Annotated in this window: 17 protein-coding genes; 6 read left to right on the plus strand and 11 right to left on the minus strand. The window is 67.6% G+C overall.

Annotated features, from left to right (window positions below):
- Positions 1 to 117: 117 nt before the first annotated feature.
- The 8 genes from IB278_RS16630 to IB278_RS16665 all read right to left on the minus strand — a co-directional run bounded on the left by IB278_RS16630 (position 118) and on the right by IB278_RS16665 (position 8,349).
- On the minus strand, positions 118 to 1,449 hold the full coding sequence (locus IB278_RS16630; RefSeq protein ID WP_192324429.1) for an amidase: 1,332 nt from the start codon (positions 1,447 to 1,449) through the stop codon (positions 118 to 120).
- Between the two features lie 14 nt (positions 1,450 to 1,463).
- Complete coding sequence (locus IB278_RS16635; RefSeq protein WP_192324275.1) at positions 1,464 to 2,183, minus strand: DUF2848 domain-containing protein; 720 nt, start codon at positions 2,181 to 2,183, stop codon at positions 1,464 to 1,466.
- Between the two features lie 22 nt (positions 2,184 to 2,205).
- Positions 2,206 to 3,606, minus strand: a complete 1,401-nt coding sequence (locus IB278_RS16640) for a TRAP transporter large permease (RefSeq protein WP_192324277.1) — start codon at positions 3,604 to 3,606, stop codon at positions 2,206 to 2,208.
- Positions 3,603 to 4,223 (minus strand): TRAP transporter small permease subunit, encoded by a 621-nt coding sequence (locus IB278_RS16645; protein ID WP_192324279.1) that lies wholly within the window; start codon positions 4,221 to 4,223, stop codon positions 3,603 to 3,605. Before IB278_RS16645 ends, IB278_RS16640 begins: the two co-directional genes overlap by 4 nt.
- 156 nt (positions 4,224 to 4,379) lie before the next feature.
- Positions 4,380 to 5,453: a TRAP transporter substrate-binding protein gene (locus IB278_RS16650; RefSeq protein WP_192324281.1), complete on the minus strand. Its 1,074-nt coding sequence runs from the start codon at positions 5,451 to 5,453 to the stop codon at positions 4,380 to 4,382.
- Between the two features lie 47 nt (positions 5,454 to 5,500).
- On the minus strand, positions 5,501 to 5,893 hold the full coding sequence (locus tag IB278_RS16655; RefSeq protein ID WP_192324283.1) for a cupin: 393 nt from the start codon (positions 5,891 to 5,893) through the stop codon (positions 5,501 to 5,503).
- A gap of 127 nt (positions 5,894 to 6,020) precedes the next feature.
- Positions 6,021 to 6,938, minus strand: coding sequence for a LysR family transcriptional regulator (locus tag IB278_RS16660; RefSeq protein ID WP_145746822.1), 918 nt, complete (start codon positions 6,936 to 6,938; stop codon positions 6,021 to 6,023).
- A 34-nt stretch (positions 6,939 to 6,972) separates the two neighbouring features.
- Positions 6,973 to 8,349: an MFS transporter gene (locus IB278_RS16665; RefSeq protein ID WP_192324285.1), complete on the minus strand. Its 1,377-nt coding sequence runs from the start codon at positions 8,347 to 8,349 to the stop codon at positions 6,973 to 6,975.
- A gap of 265 nt (positions 8,350 to 8,614) precedes the next feature.
- On the opposite strand from IB278_RS16665, the gene IB278_RS16670 reads away from it, so the two are divergent.
- From IB278_RS16670 to IB278_RS16680, 3 genes are read left to right on the plus strand one after another with little or no spacing between them, the layout of a single operon-like run.
- Entirely contained in the window at positions 8,615 to 9,592 is a 978-nt protein-coding gene (locus IB278_RS16670) for an amidohydrolase family protein (protein ID WP_192324287.1), read from the plus strand.
- A gap of 34 nt (positions 9,593 to 9,626) precedes the next feature.
- Positions 9,627 to 10,496, plus strand: coding sequence for an intradiol ring-cleavage dioxygenase (locus IB278_RS16675; RefSeq protein WP_192324289.1), 870 nt, complete (start codon positions 9,627 to 9,629; stop codon positions 10,494 to 10,496).
- Between the two features lie 4 nt (positions 10,497 to 10,500).
- Positions 10,501 to 11,562: a maleylacetate reductase gene (locus tag IB278_RS16680; protein WP_192324291.1), complete on the plus strand. Its 1,062-nt coding sequence runs from the start codon at positions 10,501 to 10,503 to the stop codon at positions 11,560 to 11,562.
- On the opposite strand, the gene IB278_RS16685 is transcribed toward IB278_RS16680, so the two are convergent.
- Positions 11,563 to 12,516 (minus strand): LysR family transcriptional regulator, encoded by a 954-nt coding sequence (locus IB278_RS16685; protein WP_192324293.1) that lies wholly within the window; start codon positions 12,514 to 12,516, stop codon positions 11,563 to 11,565.
- A 24-nt stretch (positions 12,517 to 12,540) separates the two neighbouring features.
- Entirely contained in the window at positions 12,541 to 13,077 is a 537-nt protein-coding gene (locus tag IB278_RS16690; RefSeq protein WP_192324295.1) for a MarR family winged helix-turn-helix transcriptional regulator, read from the minus strand.
- A 134-nt stretch (positions 13,078 to 13,211) separates the two neighbouring features.
- On the opposite strand from IB278_RS16690, the gene IB278_RS16695 reads away from it, so the two are divergent.
- Together IB278_RS16695 and IB278_RS16700 are read left to right on the plus strand one after the other, a co-directional pair.
- The gene (locus tag IB278_RS16695; protein WP_192324297.1) at positions 13,212 to 14,477 is read left to right on the plus strand and encodes an acyl-CoA dehydrogenase family protein; all 1,266 of its coding nucleotides are present in this window, start codon (positions 13,212 to 13,214) and stop codon (positions 14,475 to 14,477) included.
- Positions 14,478 to 14,491: 14 nt separating this feature from the next.
- Positions 14,492 to 15,049, plus strand: coding sequence for a flavin reductase family protein (locus IB278_RS16700; protein WP_145746815.1), 558 nt, complete (start codon positions 14,492 to 14,494; stop codon positions 15,047 to 15,049).
- 18 nt (positions 15,050 to 15,067) lie between these two features.
- On the opposite strand, the gene IB278_RS16705 is transcribed toward IB278_RS16700, so the two are convergent.
- Positions 15,068 to 15,937: a LysR family transcriptional regulator gene (locus IB278_RS16705; RefSeq protein ID WP_192324299.1), complete on the minus strand. Its 870-nt coding sequence runs from the start codon at positions 15,935 to 15,937 to the stop codon at positions 15,068 to 15,070.
- Positions 15,938 to 16,022: 85 nt separating this feature from the next.
- Here IB278_RS16705 and IB278_RS16710 point away from each other — a divergent pair, with 85 nt between their 5' ends.
- Positions 16,023 to 16,964, plus strand: coding sequence for a DMT family transporter (locus tag IB278_RS16710; RefSeq protein WP_225612956.1), 942 nt, complete (start codon positions 16,023 to 16,025; stop codon positions 16,962 to 16,964).
- Positions 16,965 to 16,972 lie beyond the last annotated feature (8 nt).

A 16,972-nucleotide genomic window follows, 5' to 3' on the forward strand; every position in this document is an offset into this window, starting at 1 on the left:
GTTCGTTCGTGCCGCGAAACTACCGCCGTTCGTCACGGACACCCAAGCTTTTGGCTGTTGCTACGTTACGTGGGGGGTCGCGTACCACGTAACACGGCACAGAATCCGGCCGCGACATCAGCAGTCGGCCAACGCCTCCTCCGCCGCCAGCGCAACCGCCGCCAGCCGCGCGTCGTCCCCGCACACGGAAGAGAGCATCAGCCCCACCGGCAGTTCACCGTCGCGGTGGCACGGCAGGCTGAAGGCGCAGCCATCGAGGAAGTTGATGGCGAAGGTGTTGCGCAGCAGCAGGCCGTTGGCCTTGAAGAATTCGGCGTCGGCCGCGAGCGCGTCGATGGCCGGCGCGACGATCGGCACGGTGGGGCAGAGCAAGGCGTCGAAGCCTTCGAGCACCGCTTCGACGCGGCCGATCCAGTCGCGGCGGCGGTCCTGCATCAGGAGGTAGTCGGCGGCGCCGACCGACATGCCAAGGTCCACGCGGGCCGCGACCCGCGGGTCGAAGCGCTCGCGCTGCGCGCTGATGCGCGCGCGATGCACGGCCGATGCCTCGACGGGCGAGAAGCCGCCCGGCGCGTTGATCCCCGCGATCTCGGCCAGTTCTGCGAGCGTGATGTCGACCACGATGGCGCCCGCCGCCGACAGCGCGCTCACCGCACGGTCGAAGGCCCGCGCCACGGCCGGCTCGATGCCGTCGAACATGAGCGTGCGCGGCACCGCCAGGCGCAGGCCCTGCAGCGGGCGCCGGCGCACCGCGAGCGGGGTGCCGGCGATGGCGGCATCGACGACGAGGCAATCGGCCACGCTGCGCGTCATGGCGCACACGGTATCGAGTGAGCGCGCAAGCTCGAAGGCCCCGGTGCGCGGCACGCGAGCCTGGGTGCTCTTGAAGCCGACGAGGCCGCACAGCGCCGCAGGAATGCGGATGGAGCCGCCGGTGTCGGAGCCCAGACCCGCCACGGCAAGGCCCAGTGCGACCGACACCGCGGCACCCGACGACGAGCCACCGGGGATGCGCGCCACGGCGGCATCCGCGGGATTGCGCGGCGTGCCATGGTGCGGGTTGATGCCGACGCCGGAAAAGGCGAACTCGGTCATGTTGGTCTTGCCGATGATCGCCGCGCCGGTGCTGCGCAGGCGGGCCACGGCCACGGCGTCGGCCAACGCTGCGGGTTCGCCTTCGCACACGACCGAGCCGGCCATGGTGGTTTCGCCCGCCACGTCGTAGAGGTCCTTCACCGTGACGGGCAGTCCGGCCAGCGCGGGCAGCACGACGCCGGCGCGCTGCGCCGCATCGGCATGGCGCGCGGCGGCCAGCGCCGCTTGCGCGTAGCGCTTGGTGAAGACGTGTTGCGCGGCGGGCAGCTCGGCGCCTTCGAGCGCCTGCGCCACCACGGCCTCGTGTGACACCTCGCCGCGCGCGATGCGCCCGCGCAGCGTGGCGATGTCCATTTCGGCGGCGGCCGTCACGCGACCACCTCGAGCGCCTGCACGGCGTAGCGGTGCACGATGCTGCGCTTCAGGCGCGGGTCGTGGATCTCGAGCTCCATCTCGGTGGCCGGGCGGATGCCCTCGCCCTTGCCGTTGGGAATGGCGCCGAGCGTGCCGCAGGTCATGAAGCGGCCTTCGTCGCCGCCCTCGGCCTGGTAGATGCCGTCGCGCAGCGCCGCCAGCGGGCGGATCGACGCGAAGGTGCCTTGCTGGTAGTCGATCCAACGCCCCTCCTCCAGGATGCGCGAGCGCAGCTGCAGCTCGTCCTGGTAGGGCGCCACGTCGCGCCAGCGCCATGCGGTGGTTGCGACCGGCTTGGCGCACATCTGCTTGGACACCGCGACCGAGTAGGTCTCGACGCGGCGGTCGGTATGGTCGGAAGCCACGGTGAGCCACCACTCGCCGGCGGCGCAGAAGAGCATCGGCTCGGCCTCGCCGGAGCTCTGCGCGCCGAGCGCCTCGATGGCGGCCGACTGCGTGAGCAGCCCGGCGCTCACGCGGTAGTACAGCGGCACGCTCGACGGCCGCGGCACGCCGATGGCCTCGAGTTCCTCGATGTGGTGGGCAATGGCGGCGGCGTCGCGGCCGGTCCAGCCGGCAATCACGAGCTGGCGTGCCGGCACCGACAGCAGTTGTGCCGAGCGCGTGCCGTCGGCCGCCACGCTTTCGCAGGCGAAGGAAAGGGTCAATGACATGAAAGGGCTCCGCAAACGGGAATCACATGAGATGGGCCGGCAGCCACAGTGCAATGGCGGGGAACACCATCAGCACGATGATCGCGAGCATGTAGACGAACATGAAGGGCAGCACGCCGGCAAAGACGTCGGTGATGGGCCCGGGCTGCCGCCGCATGCCCTGCAGCACATAGAGCACGGTGCCGTCGGGCGGGCTGATCATGGCGATCTCGACCAGCATGGTGATCACCACGCCGAACCAGATCGGGTCGTAGCCAAGCGCCGTGACCACCGGGAACAGCAGCGGAATGGTGGTGATCACCATCGACATGCCTTCCATGAAGGTGCCCAGCGCCAGGTAGAAGCCGATGATCACCAGCATGATCACCCAGCCCGGGAAAGGCAGCCCGGTCAGGAACTTCGCCAGCATCTGCGGGATGCCCAGCGACGACAGGATGTAGTTCAGGAAGTACGCGCCGAACAGGATCAGCGCGATCATCGAGGTGGTGCGCGCGGTGGCCCGCATCGACTCGGCCAGCATCTTCCACTTGAGCTTGCGGTCCACCAGCGCCAGCAGCAGGCTGCCCGCCACGCCCAGCGCGGCCGACTCGGTGGGCGTGGCCCAGCCGGCGTAGATGGTGCCCAGCACCAGCGCGATGAGCAGCGCCGTGGGCACCAGGTCCGACAGGCTCGCGATGCGGTGCTTCCAGCCGATGGCCTTCGAGGCCTCGTCGCCGTGCAGCTTCAGCCGGTAGCTGTAGTACAGGATGACCGCGGTGAACAGCAGCACCACCAGGACGCTCGGCCCCACCGCCGCCAGGTACAGCGCGCCCACCGAGGTCTCGGTGATCAGCCCGTAGATGATGAAGGTGATGCCCGGCGGGATCAGGTTGCCCAGCGCGCCGCCGGCGGCGAGCGAACCCAGCACCAGCTTCGGCGGGTAGTGGCTCTTCTCGAAGTACGGCAGTGCCACCGAGCCCATGGTCGCGGCGGTGGCCACGCTGGAGCCGGCCACGGCCGAGAACACGCCGCACGAGATGATGTTGGTGTGCAGCAGCCCGCCAGGCAGCCGGCCCATCCAGATGTTGAGCGCACGGTACAGCCGCTCGGAGAGGCCGGCGCGCAGCATCACCTCCCCCATCAGCAGGAAGAGCGGCACCGAAACCAGCACGAAGTTGGTCGAGGGGCTCCAGATCATCTCGCCGATGAAGTTCCAGAACGGCCGGTCCGACAGGCCGAAGCCCGCCAGCAGCGAAAGCACGGCCAGCGCTGCGCCCACGTAGATGCCGCCGGCGAAGAAGCCGACGAAGGCCACCAGCACTGCGGCCAGCGCCCACCAGGGCACGCTGGCCGATGCGGCCGCGGCCGCATGCCCCTGCACCCCGAAGAGCGATGCACCGGCAATCAGGATGCCGATGGCGACGATGAAGACAATGGCGATCATCGGGAGACTCCTGCGGCCGCTGCGCGCACGGCGGGTTGCTGCATGCCTTGCTGCGCTTCGGCCACGGCCTCCAGCGTCTCGGCGGCCTCGTCGACGTAGGTGCGTGCCATCAACATGCGGTCCATGCCGTCGGCGTCGCCGGTGGCAAGCTGGCGCAGGGCGCGCGCGGCCAGCGCGACCACGGCCAGCAGCAGCAGGCCCAGGCCCGCGGCCCACAGGCCCTGCGGCAGGGCCAGCGGCGTGTGCAGTGCCGACAGGTCGGTGGCGCCGAAGTCCCACGAATCCCTGGCCAGCGAGAAAGCACCCCAGGCGAAGAAGCCCGAAGCGGCCATGAGCGCGATGAGCGACGCCAGGTGCAGCCAGACGCGCAGCTTCAGCGGCATCTTCTGCACCAGCACGTCGATGCGCACATGGCCGCGCTCGAACAGCGTGCCCGCCAGGCCCCAGCTCATGCCGATGGCCATCAGGTAGCCGGTGACTTCGGTCGTTGCCTCGGTCGAGAAGCCCAGCAGGCGCCGGGCCGCGATGTCGAAGCAGATCAGCAGAGTGATCACGAGGTAGCACCAGCCGGCGATGGTCATCGCCTTGGCGCTCACCCATTCAAGCATCTTGAACATACGAATTTCTCCAGTGGACACACGCCTCCAGCCTCATGAGCGCTTGCATCGCATTGCCAGGAACACCGCGGAACCGGCTTTGCCGGGCCGCTGGTGTTGCCTCCTGCAAGGGGGTTGGCGCAGCGACACAAAGTGCGCAAAGACTGGGGGTTAGCCTTATTTCGCGGCGTACTTGATGCCGGTGATCGGCGCGATCACGTCGGTGTAGACCGCCGCGCAGCGCTCGCCGCAGCGCTTGATCCAGCCGGGCAGCACCTCATCGGCCAGGTGCTTGCGCAGCGACGCGCCAACGCTGGCTTCGGGCCTGGCTTCAACCATCGGCTTCTTCATCAGCGTGTGCAGCTTGCAGTCGGCGGTGCGGCCGACGTTGCAGGCGATGCCATCGTTGGTGGCTTCGACACCCAGCTTCCACTGCGCTTCCTGCACCTCGCCCAGCGTCTTCTCGAACTGGGTGCGGATCGCCGGGTCGAGCTTGTTCCACCACGCCAGGTTCACGAAGTAGCCCGAGGTCGACCACGACAGCGGCAGCGTGTAGAGGTGCGTCGTGACCTCGGGCCACTTCACGCCGTTGCCCGAACCGGCGCCGGTGATGCCGCAGTCGACCGTGCCGCGTTCCAGCGCGGTGTAGACCTCGCCGAAAGCCAGCGACACCGGCTGGCCGCCGAGCGACTTGATCAGGTCCGAGGCCGACGGACCGTTGGTGCGCACCTTCAGGCCCTTGAGATCGGCCAGGCTCGCCACGGGCTTGCGGCAGAACAGCATCTGGCCCGAGAACGGATAGGTCGCGACCAGCTTGATGCCCAGGCGCTCCAGCTCCTTGTTGGCCACCGGCACCATCGCATCGGCCACCTTGCGGGCCTGGGCGATGTCGGCGTTCATGCCCGCGAGGTCGACGCCGTCGAGCATCGGCACGTCGCCCGACACGGTGGTCAGCGGCGCGGCAGCGATGTCGACCTGGCCCGAGCGCACCAGGCGCAGGACTTCGGGGCCGTTCACGTTGCGTTCGGGCCAGGACGAGAGCGTGAGCTCCACACGCCCGCCGGTCGCCTTCGCGATGCCGTCGCGCAGCAGCGGCTGGTCGACCTTGGTGTACTGCGGCAGGTTGGGCGCCACCTGGGTGATGGCCTGCACGGCGAGCTTCGGGCCGGCCGGCACCTGGGCGGCGGCGGGTCCGGCCAGCAGCGCGGCGGCCACGGCGACGGATGCGAGGGAACACAGCGAAGGCTTCATCGGAAAACTCCTGGAACAAGAAAACGGGCGGGACGGGGAACGGGGGGTCATTCGTAGTACTGGATCTCGAACAGCACGCAGCCGGTGCGCGACACGAAGGGGCCGTGCACCGCGCCTGGCGGACGGCAGGCGAAGGTGTAGGGACCGAAGGCTTCGCCGCCCTCGCCTTCCGCGTCGCAGCCGACCACCAGCTCGCCTTCGACGATGAAGACCTCTTCGTGGAAGTCGTGCACCACGGGCCGGTCGATCAGCGCACCGGCCGACCAGCGGGCCAGGCGGGTGCGCGAGCCGCTGCGCGCGGCGGTGTCGAGGTTGTCGGCCAGCAGCAGTTCCTCGATGCGTCCCGTGGTGCAAGGCACCGTCGACCATTCGGTCGATTCCGCATCGGGGCGGATCGCGAAGAACTCGCGATGTCTTTTTCCGGTCATGAGTTTGTGCATGGCGCGCAGTGTTGTCGCGCGCCCCTGCAGGGTCAAACGGGAAATTCTTTGGGCGGGCGATAGGATTTCGTGATGCACAGCCCTGGCGCATCGGGCCGCCCCAGCCTCGGGCGCGGCGTGGGCCGGATCAGGGCGCGAGCACGTCGTCGCGGCAGCCGGCGATGAACTGGTCGCACGATACCTGCGCCATGCCGACCAGCGCCTCGGCCAGTGGCGACGCCGGCTCCAGCCGCATGCTGGCCACCAGCGGCAGCGCAATGGGCAGCGGGTCCACGTCCAGCACCACCAGCTTGCCGTGCAGCAGGTCCTGCTGGATCACGGCCAGCGGCAACAGCGCCGTGCCGAAGCCCGTGCGCGCCAGGTCGATCATCGCGCCCAGCGACGAGAAGTAGCTCACGCGCAGGTTGGCGCAGCCGCTCGCGTTCTGGGCGATGTTGCGGTAGACGCCGGACTCGCGGTGGAAGGAGATGATGGGCTGCGTGGCGATGTCGGCAAAGGACAGCAGTTTGCGCGACGGGAACTTGAGCGCCAGCGAGGGGCTCGTGACCCAGCGCATCGCGAGGTTGGCGATGCGCCGGTTGTCGATGAAGCCCGGCGTGATCTCTTCCGACAGGATGGCGCAGTCGAGGGTGCCGCGCAGCAGGTCGTCGCGCAGCCTGGGCGTGATGTCGGAGATCAGCTCCAGCGTGGCGTTGGGGTATTTCTCGGCAAAGCGCGAAAACAGGTCGGGCAGCCAGGTGTGGGCCACCGTCTCGATCACGCCGATGCGCAGCATGCCCGAGAAGGCGTCGGCCTGGCCCATGGCGGCAACCATGCGCGCCTGCATCTCGATCATGCGTTCGGCATAGGGCATGAGCTCGGTGCCCTGGTAGGTGAGCATCACGCCGCGGTGCTCGCGGTCGAACAGGCGCACGCCGAACTGCTCTTCCAGCGTGGCGATCCGGCTGGAGATGCCGGCCTGCGTGGTGTGCATCTTCTCGGCGGCCGCCTTGAAGCTGCCCAGCTTGGCGACCCAGACGAAGGCTTCGAGAAAACGCACGTTCATCGCCCGAGTTTACGGGGAGCCGGGCGCGCCGTGCTCAGCCTCCAGGCGTTCCGGGCACGCCCGCCGCCACCTTGTCCAGCGCAGGACCGGCATCCGCGCGCAGCGCCGACGCCGACCGGTCGTGCTGGATCAGCAGCACCGCCACCATGCCGATGACGGCCGGAATGGCAATGGCAATGAAGTTCTGGTGCAGCGGCAGGTTCATGCCGACCAGCACGCCGATCAGGATAGGTGCCAGGATCGCGCCGCTGCGGCCGACCCCCAATGCCCAGCCGAGGCCGGTGGCGCGCACGGCCATCGGGTAGAACTGGCCGGTGTAGGCGTTGGCCACGATCTGCGTGCCGATCGTCGACGCGCCGGCCAGCCCGATCAGGATGAACAGCACCGGTGTCGGCATCCTGTAGCCCAGCAGCGTGAGGGAAACCGCTGCCAGCGCATACATCCCCGCGAGCACGTATTTGATGTGGAAGCGGTCGGCGAGCCAGCCGCCCGCGATGGCGCCGACCATCGCACCTGCGTTCAGCACCAGGACGAAGGTCAAGGCCGAACCCAGGCTGTAGCCCGCGCTGGCCATGAGCTTGGTCAGCCATGAGCTCAGCGCGAAGACCATGAACAGGCACATGAAGAACGCGATCCAGAACATCACGGTGCTGAAGCCGCGGCCGTCGTGGAAGAGGTGCTTGATCGGTGCGCTGTCGGCCCGGTCCTTGGCCGGTACGACGAAGCGGTCGGTCGCCTGCGGCGTGTAGCTCGGGTCGAGCCGGGAGGCGATCTTCTTCAGCTCTTCGGTGCGGCCCCGGGCCAGCAGGAACGGCATCGATTCGGGAACGGACTTGAGGATGAGGGGAATCAGGAGGACCGGCAGGCCGGCGGCAAAGAACACCGACTGCCAGCCGTAGCTTTCGATGAATCCCTTGCCAAGGAGCGCCGCGATCATCCCGCCGACGGCATAGCCGCTGAACATCAGCGTGACGAGGGTGGCGCGGATCTTCTTCGGCGAATACTCGGTCATCTGCGCCACGACGTTCGGCATCACGCCGCCGATGCCGAGCCCGGCGAGAAAGCGCATGGCGCTGAATGCAACGGGATCCTCCGCCAGTCCGGCCAGAGCAGTGAAGATGCTGAAGAGGCCGACGCAGACGGCGATCGCCCAGCGGCGGCCGATCCGGTCGGCGATGGTCCCCATGAAGATGGCGCCGAACATCATGCCGAAGAGTGCCGAGCTGACCATGAAGCCGGCATTGGTGGCGTCGACGCCCATCTTCTTCATGATCGACGGCAGTGCGATGCCCACCACCGACAGGTCGTAGCCGTCGAACACGATGATCAGCGCACACCAGAACAGCACCAGGCCGTGGAAGCGGTTGAAGCGGGCGTCGTCGGCCAGCTTGTGAAGATCGATGTGGCGCATGGCTCTTGTCTCCTTCGAATGGCAAAGATCGCGGCCAGGCATGGCTGGCGGTGGCTGCGATCATGGGCGTGCCGGTTTCGAGGGTCCAACGCATTTTCCGGATGTCCCGTATGCAGCCTGTGAATGTTGGGGCGGGTCTACCCATGGGTTGCGGCCGCCTTGCCGCCGCATGCGGTCTGCGAATGCGCGCTATCACCGTTTTTTGTTGGACCGCGCCTGCCGCCACCCATAGATTGGCCCATCCGCCCGCACACAGGAGATAGGCATGCAAGGAAAGATCGGTCTCGAAGAACATTTCGCAATTCCAGAGACGCTGCAGGATTCGGCCGGCTTCGTGCCCGGCGTCTATTGGAAGGAGCTCAGCAGCCGCCTGCTCGACATCCACGACGGCCGGCTGCGCCAGATGGACGAGCACGGCATGGAGATGATGATCCTCTCGCTGAACGCGCCCGCGGTCCAGGCGGTGGCCGATCCGGCAAAAGCGTACGAACTCGCGGTGCGCGCGAACGACTTCCTCGCAGAGCAGGTGGCGAAGCGGCCCGACCGCTTCCAGGCGTTTGCCGCCCTGCCGATGCAGGACCCCGAGAAGGCCACGCAGGAACTCGAGCGCTGCATGAACGTGCTCGGCTTCCGCGGCGCACTGGTCAATGGCTTCTCGCAAGTCGGCACGCCCGACAACGTCGCCTACTACGACGCGCCGCAGTACGCGCCCTTCTGGGCCGCGGCGGAGCGGCTCGATGCGCCGTTCTACCTGCATCCGCGCAACCCCATCGCGAGCTGGGCGCAGATCTATGAAGGCCACCCCTGGCTGCTCGGCCCCACCTGGGCCTTTGCGCAGGAAACAGCCGTGCATGCCCTGCGGCTCATGGCGAGCGGGCTCTTCGACCGCCATCCAGGCCTCAAGATCATCCTCGGCCACCTGGGCGAAGGCCTCCCCTACAACATGTGGCGTGTCGATCACCGCAACGCCTGGGTCAAGGCGCCCAAGGGCTATCCGGCCCAGCGCAAGCTCAGCGAGTACTTCCAGGAAAACTTCTATCTGACGACCTCCGGCAACTTCCGCACCCAGACGCTGATCGATGCGATGCTGGAGATCGGATCGGACCGCATCCTGTTCTCGACCGACTGGCCGTTCGAGAACATCGACCATGCCTCGAACTGGTTCAACGACACGAGCATCAGCGAGGCCGACCGCAAGAAGATCGGCCGGACGAACGCGCTGTCGCTGTTCAAGCTCGCCTGATCCCGGGGCGCTCATCGACAAGGCACAGGCACCCATGATCGACATCGACGAATGGACCATCACCAGCGCAGCCCTGAAGGCGCAAGCCGCAACGCCCAGCCCGCGCCTGAAGGCCGTGATGGACAGCCTGGTGCGGCATCTTCACGACTTCGCGCGCGAGGTGCAGCTCACCGAGGCCGAGTGGGCCAGCGGCATCGACTTTCTCACGCGGGTCGGAAAGATCACGGATGACAAGCGGCAGGAGTTCATCCTGCTGTCCGACGTGCTGGGGCTTTCGACACTCGTCACCGCGCAGTGCAACCGGCGCCCGACGGGATGCACCGAGGCGACGGTGTTCGGGCCCTTCTACGTGCCCGATGCGCCGGCGTACCGCAATGGCGAGGACATTTCCAACGGGGCAAGCGGCGAACCCTGCTTCGTCAGCGGCACCATCCGCGGCATCGGCGGCGAGCCGATCGGGCATGCGAGCATCGACGTGTGGCAGTCCGACGACGAAGGCTGGTACGACGTGCAGCGGCCAGAGCTGGACCACGCGCAGGGCCGGGGCCATCTGAAGAGCCTCGAGGACGGGCGCTACCACTTCAGATCCATCGTGGCCGTGCCCTACGCCATTCCCCACGATGGTCCGGTGGGCCGGATGCTGGAGCAGCTTGGCCGCCACCCGTGGCGCCCTGCGCACCTGCACTTCATGATCAAGGCGCCGGGCTACGAGACGCTCATCACCCACGTGTTCCGCTCGGAAGGCAGCTACCTGGGCTCGGACGCCGTGTTCGGCGTGCGCTCCTCCCTCATCGCCGACTGGAAGCGCCACGCGCCCGGCGTCGCACCCGACGGAACGCATATGAAAGTGCCGTTCTATACGCTCGACTACGACTTCGTACTGAACACCGCACCGAAGGACTAGGGGCATGGATCGCTTCGTCTACACCGCAAGCCCTTCGCGCATCGTCTTCGGTGCGGACAGCATCGACCAGCTGCCGGCGGAGATCGAACGCCTGGGCGCCACGCGCGCCCTCGTCCTGTGCACGCCCAACCAGCGCGGGCAGGCGCAAGCCATTGCCGACCGGCTGCCGGGCCGCATCGCGGGGATCTTCGACGAAGCAGCCATGCACGTGCCGATCGAGACCGCGCGCAAGGCCCGCGCACTGGCCTCCGAGCTGAAGGCGGATTGCGCGCTCGCGGTTGGCGGTGGCTCCACCATCGGGCTCGGCAAGGCGATTGCGCTGGAGTCCGGCCTGCCGATCATCGCGGTGCCGACGACCTACGCGGGAAGCGAAGCGACGCCCATCTACGGCATCACGGAAGCGGGCCTGAAGAAGACCGGACGCGACGCGCGCGTGCTTCCGCGTGTCGTCATCTACGACCCCGGGCTCACGCTGTCGCTGCCCTTGGAGCTGACGGTCACGAGCGCGATCAATGCGATGGCGCATGCGGCCGAGGGCCTGTATGCGCACGACGGCAACCCGGTGATCTCGTTGATGGCCGAAGAGGGAATCCGCGCCTGCGCGGCGTCGCTGCAGCCGCTGCGGGAGAACCCGCGCGACCTGCCCGCACGCAGCCAGGCCCTCTACGGCGCCTGGCTGTGCGGCACCGTGCTCGGTGCCGTGTCGATGGGCCTGCACCACAAGCTGTGCCACACGCTGGGCGGCACCTTCGACCTGCCGCATGCGCAGGTGCACACCGTGGTTCTTCCGCATGCGCTTGCGTACAACGCGGGCGCGGCGCCGCAGGCCCTGGCGCGCATCGCAAGAGCCCTGGGCGTTGCGGATGCGGCCATGGGGTTCTTCGAACTGGCAAGAACGCACGGCGCCGCCGTGTCGCTGAAGGCGATCGGCATGCCGGCTGACGGGCTCGAGCAGGCGGCCGGCCTGGCCGTCTCGAATCAGTACCCGAATCCGCGGCCGCTCGAGAAGGCGGCGCTGCGCGCGCTGCTCGACCGCGCATGGGAAGGTTCGCCGCCCGGGCTGTGATCAGGTGGCCCGCGCCTGCGCCGCGGGCTCCCGGACCGACCGCTCATGGAAGAGCCCGAAGATCAGCTCGCGCAGCCAGCGGTTGCCGCTGTCCTGGTGAAAGCGCTCGTGCCACTGCTGGCGGATCTCGAAGGGCCTGACTTCGAACGGCGCTTCGACGCTGTGCAGGTCCGCGCGTGACGCCACCATGGCCTTGGCGAGGCGTGCCGGCGCGGTCAGCAGCAGCCCCGACGTGGCGACGATCGAGGTCAGGCCCAGCGAGTGGGCGGCCGTGAGAACGACCCGCCGCCGATCGAGCGCGCCAGCTCTCTCCAGGGTTTGCTGAAGCTGGGAGTCGGTGGTGCCCTGGGGTCGATAGGCGATGTGCTCGGCCGCAAGATAGTCGTCGAGCGCGATGCGCTCGCGCGTGCCCAGCGGCGACGCCTTGGACATCAGCACGACGAAGGTTTCGTCGAACAGCCGCTGCTGGTAGAACGATGGCCCCATCGCTTCCCAGCTGCCCAGGGCCACGTCGATCTGCCCATGGAGCATGCGCTGCCGGGCCTCGGCCACCGAGACATCCACGGTTTCGAACCGAACGCCCGGCGCGATGCCGCGCGCGACCGAGAGCAGTTCCGGCACCATGACCAGTTGCCCGATGTCGTTGACGGCGATCCGGAACGTGCGGCTCGAGGTCTCCGGCTCGAAGGTACGGCCCTGGTCGACCGCCTGCACCAGGCAGGCGATGCCCTCCTCGATGGGCGCGATGAGCCGCTCGGCGACGGGCGTGGGCACCATCCCGTCGGCCGAGCGCACGAACAGCGCGTCGTTGAAGCGTTCGCGCATGCGCTTGAGGGCATTGCTCACCGCGGACTGCGTCATGCCGAGGCGGTCGCCTGCGAGCGTGACGCTGCGCGTGGCGTAGATGGCCTGGAACACCAGGAAGAGATTCAGGTCGATGGAGTTGATGTTCATGGCGCCGCCTCCTTCACCGAACGGTCATTCGTTGTCCAGCACCGCCAGGTTGTCATAGACCATCCGAAGCATGTCCCGCAGCGACTCGGCTTGCGCAGCGGTCAGCCCGGACAACGACACCCGCTCGTACACCTGCGCCAGCGGAATGATCCGCAAGGTGAGATCGCGGCCCGCCGCGGTCAGGCTCAGCGCGAGCGCGCGCGCATCCTCGTCCGACCGGTCGCGCACCAGCACGCCGCGCTGCAGCAGGCCGTCGACCACCCGCGAGAGCGTGGAAGCGTCCGTCGACGTGTGCAGCGCCAGGTCGGAAAGCCGCTGGTGCGCCTTGTGGTGCAGCGCCACGCAGACCCGCCACTCGGTCAAAGAGAGCTTGAACTGCTTGAGCTCCTTGCTGAACGACTGCCCCATGCGCATGCCTGCGCGGGCAAGCAGATACGGAATGGCCCGCTCCAGATCGTGATCTGTCGATTTGTCTGCAGTTGCATTCAATTTGGATGGTACCTCGGTGCGAGCCTTGCGCGGCTGCGGGGCCTTTGCTGCGGTTTGTTTTCTGGTGGCCATGCCGAATGCTACAGGCGAATGCCGGCATCGATATAGCGTAAACCCCAAGCATTTATTATTTGCATTTGCAAGTTTCATGCGATTCAATCGAGGCCTTGTCCCGTCGAATTCCCCACCATCATCCGGAGGCCGCCATGACTGAAGCCGCGAACCCTTTTGCTCAACTAGACCGCGTGGACCTTCCCGCTCCGGGCCGAAAGTCGCCCGTGAAGGACGCGCCTCCGATCGAAAAAATAGCTGCATCTGCAAGCAATATGGTGCCGATGCTGCGCGAGCGGGCGCAGCAAACCGAACAGGACCGCCGCGTTTCCGACGCCACCACCCAGGCGTTCCACGACGCGGGTTTCTTCAGGCTGATGCAGCCCGCACGCTACGGCGGCTACGAGTACGGGTTCACGGCATTCATCGACGTGGTCAGCGAACTGGCACGGGGCTGCACCTCGTCGTCCTGGGGCTGCTCGCTCGGCGCCATCCACCAGTGGCTGGTCGCGATCTTTCCGGAACAGGCGCAGGACGACGTCTGGCGCAAGGACTCGCGCGCGATCGTCTGCGGCTCGTATGCGCCGGCGACCGTGGCCGAGAAGGTCGACGGCGGCTATCTGGTGCAAGGCAAATGGCTCTTCGCATCGAACGTGGACAACTCCCAGTGGGCCTTGCTGGGCGTGCAGTTTCCGCCCGAGGAAAAGGGCGCCCCGCCGACGGCCGGCTTCCTGCTCGCGCCGCGGTCGGATTGGGCGATCGAGGACAACTGGCACGTGGCCGGCCAGGCAGGCACGGGATCGAAGGCGATCGTCATCGACAAGCCGGTGTTCATTCCGGGGCACCGCAAGCTGACGTTCGCGGAGGCTTCGTCCAACAATCCCCCCGGCGCCAAGGTCAATGCCAATCCGATCTATCGCATTCCCTTCCTGTCGGCGGTACCGGTCTGCCTCGTGTCGCCGATCGTCGGCACGGCGCAAGGCGCGGTCGACGAGCTGATCGCACTGGCCGGCACGCGCGTCACCCGGGGGGCGGTGGCCGGCGGCGGCAGCCGGCTCAGCGAATTCTTTCCCGTGCAGTCGCGCCTGGCCGAAGCGTCGGCGAGCGTCGATGCGGCGCGCCTCCTGCTCTACCGCGACACCGCGCAGGTGGAGCAGATGGCCGTGGATGGCCATGCCATCAGCGTCGAACAGCGCATCCGCAACCGGCGCGACCATGCCTTTGCCGCGCGGCTCTCGCGCGATGCCGTCGAGGCGGTGTTCGCGAGCGTCGGAGGCGCGGGCCTGTCGCTGAACCAGCCGATCCAGCGCATGTGGCGCGACACGAATGCGATCTCGCGCCACATCAGCCTCAACTGGGATGCGGTCTCTTCGATGGTGGGCCAGTACCTGCTCGGCCTGGAGCCGAAGGGCCAGTACTGATCGAGGCACCGGCCATGTACTCCTGGGCTCTCATCACGGGCGACGCGGCCGAGACGGTCGATGCACGCCAGCTGCGGCAGGCGCTCGGCGCCTTTCCGACGGGGGTGTGCCTCGTGACCACCACCACGCCGGACGGCAAGCGCGAAGGCATGACGATCAACTCCTTCGCTTCGGTGTCGCTCGACCCACCGCTGATCCTGTGGAGCATCCGCGACGACACGCGCAGCGCCGATGCATTTTTGGCAACGCGGCCGTTCAATCTCAGCGTGCTGACCGCCGATCAGCGCGACCTGGCCTGGCATTTCGCCAAGCCCGCGGCCGACAAGTTCGAGCGCTTCGCCGGAGCCTTCGAGCTGGCACCCAACGGCTGCGCGAGGCTGGTCGACAGCGTCGCGACCTTCGAATGCTCGACCTACTCGCGCCACCAGGAAGGCGATCACACCATCATCCTCGGCCGCGTGGAACGCTTCTCGCGGACCGATGCGCCGCCCCTGCTCTTTCATTCGGGGCAGATGGGCTCGCTGTGGGAGCTTGCCGAAACCCTGGCGCGGCCGCAGGGCGGCGGCGATTGATTGTGCCGGTGCGCTCGACTAGGCCGGGCTCAAGGTCCTGAGCATCTGCTCGTACATCGCGTCCACCGCGGGCGAGCGCAGCGACACCTTGCTGCGCAGCGCCGCCACGTCCATCGATTTCAGTTTCGGCAGATCGAAGCCGGCAGGCAGGTTCTGCAAGATCTGCAGGTGAGCTGGAACGCTGCAGCGCGTGAACACGGCCACGGCCAGGCCGCTCTCCACGGCCGCGAGCTGGCCGGCAAGGCTGGAGCTGTGATAGACGATGCGGTAGGCGCGCCGCCTGGCCGCCAGGCTCGAGAGCGCCGCGATTCGGGCCATGCTGCCCGCTTCGTAGACCGCAATCGGCAGCGGATTGCGGCGCCAGGCTTCATGCTGCGCCGTGCCCACCCACACCAGGGGTTCCTGGAACAGGAGCTGTCCGCGTTGCGGCTTGTCCCGGGAAACCAGCGCCAGGTCCAGCTCGCCCCGCGCGATCTTGGGGATGAGGGAGGTCGACTGCTCGCAGGTCAGCTCGATCTCCACGCCCTTGTAGCGGCCGGCAAAGCTGCGCAGCACCGGCGTCAGGTAGGTGGAGGCATAGTCGTCCGGCACGCCGAGCCGCACGCGGCCGGCGAGCTCCGGTCCGAACATGGCGTTCTGCGTTTCCGACTGCAGTTCGAGCATGCGGCGCGCATAGACCAGCAGCTGCGCGCCCGCCGGCGTCACTTCCAGGTGCCGCGGGCCGCGCAGCAGCACGGCCTGGCCGAGCGCGTTTTCCAGCTTCTTGATCTGCATGCTCACCGCGGACTGGGAGCGGTGGACCAGGGGCGCCGCGGCAGACAGCGAGCCGGCGTCCACCACCGCCACCAAGGCGCGCAGCCAGTCGATCTGGAAATCGGGATATTTCATCGTCGCTCTCTCATTCGATGTTCGAATGATAGGCGTTCGAACTATGCGCTTTACGCCGTTGCCGCATGGGCAGACGATCGCCCTCATGCAAAAGAAGGCAGTTCAGGTGCACCCCGTGATTGCGGCGGCGCGGCCATCGGACCGGGAGAGCACGGGGCAATGGCTGCTGATTGCCGGCGGCACGCTGCTCGGCACGATCGGCGTCTTCGTGGAAGAGGCGAACCAGCATCCGCTGGTCACGGTCCTGTTTCGCTGCGCCTTCGGTGCATTGGCACTGCTCGCATGGGGCTTGGCCACCGGCCGAACGAGCGAACTGCGGCTGCGCGGCAAGAACGGGTGGATCGCCTGCGCGACGGGCTGCCTGATGGTCCTGAACTGGGCGCTCTTCTTCGCGGCCATCCCGCGCATCTCGATTGCGGTGGCCACCATTGTTTTTCACATCCAGCCGGTGTGGATCATTCTCTTCGGCGCACTGGTCCTGCGTGAAGCCGTGTCGCCGCGCCAGTGGGCTGCCACCCTGGCCGCGCTGTGCGGGCTGGCGTTGACGACAGGGCTTTTCGGGGACATGGCATCGATGGCCTCATGGAGCAGCGGCTATGCGCTGGGTCTGCTCATGTGCCTGGGCGGTTCGCTGTGCTATGCCGCGGTGTCCGTCCTCGCCAATACGGAAAAAACCATCACGTCCTATGCCCTGGCCTGGTGGCAGTGCGTGACCGGGCTCGTCGTTCTGGCGTGGGTGCCTTTTGTATTCGGCTGGCCGGATTCGGCGCCGGCCTGGGCGTGGCTCGCGGGGCTGGGCGTGCTGCACACCGGTCTGGCCTATGCCCTTCTCTTCGCGGGCATGGTCCGGCTTCCACTCGGCAGGATCGCGGTGCTGCAGTTCGTGTACCCGCTGACCGCGGTGCTGGTGGACTGGGGTGTGTACGGGCGCAGCTTGGATGCCGTCCAGCTTGCGGGCGTCGCCCTGATGGCCGCAGCGCTGTGGACGATCAAGCAGCCGAAGCGGGAGGCGGCGGGCGCTGGCTGATGGGCCCT

The sequence above is a fragment of the Variovorax sp. VRV01 genome, assembly GCF_014852545.1.
Lineage (GTDB): Bacteria > Pseudomonadota > Gammaproteobacteria > Burkholderiales > Burkholderiaceae_C > Variovorax > Variovorax beijingensis_A.